Origin of the sequence: Pseudoalteromonas sp. SR45-5 (assembly GCF_014163565.1) — a bacterium.
Classification (GTDB): Bacteria; Pseudomonadota; Gammaproteobacteria; order Enterobacterales; family Alteromonadaceae; genus Pseudoalteromonas; species Pseudoalteromonas distincta.
On record NZ_JACJDN010000526.1, the window covers coordinates 1 to 2,823 of the forward strand.

Annotated in this window: 3 protein-coding genes; all 3 read left to right on the top strand. The window is 35.4% G+C overall.

Features of this window, described 5'->3' with window-relative positions:
- On the top strand, window positions 1-849 hold an 849-nt coding region (locus H5072_RS16050; RefSeq protein WP_220488664.1), incomplete at its 5' end, for a glycosyltransferase family 4 protein.
- Window positions 850-1,959, top strand: a complete 1,110-nt coding sequence (locus H5072_RS16055) for a glycosyltransferase family 4 protein (protein ID WP_182694090.1) — start codon at window positions 850-852, stop codon at window positions 1,957-1,959.
- 1 nt (window position 1,960) lies between these two features.
- Window positions 1,961-2,823 (top strand): glycosyltransferase family A protein (locus tag H5072_RS16060; RefSeq protein ID WP_182694091.1); only part of this gene is annotated, 863 nt, incomplete at its 3' end.

The following is a 2,823-nucleotide window of genomic DNA, read 5'->3' on the forward strand; positions in this document are numbered from 1 at the left end:
CAAGGTAAGTTTGGTGCTTTTGTAGGGTGTTGCATTGCACGTTTATTTAAAAAGCCAATATTAATTAAGGTAGGTAACTCTAACCAACATATGGATTTTAAAGCGTTAAGATCTAAAAAAATTGTTGGGTCAATAATGGCTAATTTTGTGCTAAAAACTAACCCCACCATAGTCGCTATATCGGGTGTTATCGCACAAAACTGTAAAGAGTTCGGCTTTAAAAATATTATTAATATACCTAACAGTATTGATAAAAGTTTGATTAATGATGACAGCTCATTTACTGACAGTAAAAACGATTCTGTAATAAATCTTTTTTATCATGGCAGGTTAGAGCAAATTAAAAAAGTAGATGTACTAATGGAGGCGTTTGCATTGCTTACTAAAAAGCATGATCAAGTGCATTTTCATTTAATAGGCAGTGGTAGTGCGCTACCTGCAGCAAAAAAGTATATTGAAGCAAACAACTTGCAAAGCAAAATAACATTTTATGGTGAGGTTAACGACCCGGTAAACTTTATCAAGCAATTTGATATTTTTGTTAATGCTTCTGAGGCAGAAGGATTTTCGAACTCATTGCTTGAGGCTTTGTTAGCTGGAAAAGTGCTAGTGTCGACACCTGTAAGTGGGGCAAGCGATGCTATTTTTACAGATAAAAACGGTTATATTGCTACAGGTTTTAGTGCGGCTGAAATTGCTAAAAGTACAGAAGATGGTATTGCACTACACTATAAAAATAGTGGTGAAGTACAGGTTTTTTCTGAGCAATTAATAGCAGCTAACTTTACAGTAGATGTAATAGCTAAAGAATACATTAAACTTTATAAAAAATTACTTGGAGCTTCTTAGATGAAGGTTTTAATAGGGATGACGCGTTCGGATACTATAGTATCTGGTTCATTTAAACATATTTGCCAAATAGGCGAAAAGTTTAGAGACGAAGGTGCCGAAGTTGTATACGCACTAGGTGGCAACGGCGATGCTATAACTAAATTACGAGCGGCTGGTTTTAAAGTGCATGCTTTAACTAATTTAAAAAGAGATTTAAGCCCGCTAAGCGATATTTGGTCATTGTTAAAATTAATATGGCTTATTATTTCAGAAAATCCGCAAGTTTGTTCTTGGCATACGGCTAAAATAGGTGCGCTTGGGCGTATAGCTGCAATGCTTACTTTTAAACGCTCTTATTATGTGCCTCATGGTGTGCCTTTTGTCAATACACCTGAAAATAAAGGCTTTAAAAAATATGAGCGACTTGAAAAGTTACTATCTTATTTACCTTCAAAAATAATAGGTGTGTGCGAGTTCGATAAAAATGAATATTTACGAATAGGCGTGCCCGACAAAAAGCTGTTGGTTATACGTAACGGTATGCTCGGCAAATTTAACGATACGTGGGAGCTAACCGATAAACCCGTTAATTTTATAACCGCAGCTCGTTTTGAAGATCAAAAAGACTACACTACGCTCGCTCAAGCGTGTGGTTCTTTATTAAGTCAAGGTAAACCCTTTACTTTAAGCATATATGGCGATGGCCAGTACGAAGCTAAAGTAAAACAGTTGTTTGCTCACTTTCCTGAAGGGGTAATAAACTTTTGTGGCGTTGTTGACAACTTTGCTGAAAAACTAACTCAAGCTGATGTATTTATACTTTCTAGCTTTTGGGAGGGCTTACCACGAAGTATTATTGAGGCTATGGCGTGTAATAAAGCGGTAATTGCATCTGATGTTGGTGGCTGCTCTGAGCTAATAATAGAGGGTGAATCGGGCTATTTAATCCCTATTCGTGATGCATCTAAAATGACTATTGCTATGAGTGAATACATTAATAACAAAGCCAAAACAGTGTCACATGGTGATGTTGCTTACACGCTATATAAGCAGAAATACTCGTTACCTGTAATGCTGGAAAGCTACGCAAAACAATATGGCGTAATAAAAAGTGGTGTAAATAATTAATATGCCTATTAAATTATCACTTATATGCCCTGTTTATAAAGTAGCTGAATTTATACCTGATTTAATGAAAAGCTTACTGCAAGGTGTTAATAGCGACCAAGTTGAGATTATTTTTGTTGATGACTGCTGCCCTGAAAATTCAATAAGCCTGTGCGAAAGCTTTATTTTAGAGCATAAATCAAACATAAAATTTAATTCAACAATAATTAAGCAACCCATTAATAAAGGCCAAGCTGCTGCCCGTAATGCCGCATTGCTCATTGCAAAAGGTGAGTATATTGGCTTTATAGATTCTGACGATGCACTTGCCTCTAATTACTGGGATTTACTCTCAGCTTATGTAACTGAACTAAAGCACGATATAATTGAATTTAGCTTTGAAGAGTTTACTTCTGTTTTGCCAGCTAGTGCTTCTTCGGCAATAGTAGAATTAGAGTCATCAAATTTAAACCCGTTCTACAGTGGTTTTTTTGTTTGGACTCGCTTATACAGAAAAAGTATGTTGAATGGACTTACTTTCCCCGAAGGTATGATTTACGAAGATGTTTTTTATAATGTCCAGGCTTTTTCGAAGGCAAGTACAACAGTGAAAATATCATCTGTTTTGGTTTATTACAGAAAAAGGGTGGGTTCTACAACTAGCATACGCACTTCTACTTATTCTCATTTATTACTCAACTTAGTTAACTCAGTTAAAGACACTATTGAGCTTTTCGATCGTAAAAACATTGTTACTGCTGAGGTTGCTAGGTTTTCTTTACTAACAGTATTAAAAGGTTCTAAAATTAAAAATAGGAAAGACAGACATCTATTCTATAGGCAATGCTTAAAAATAAATGATTCGTTTAAACCTTTGTTCCTTAA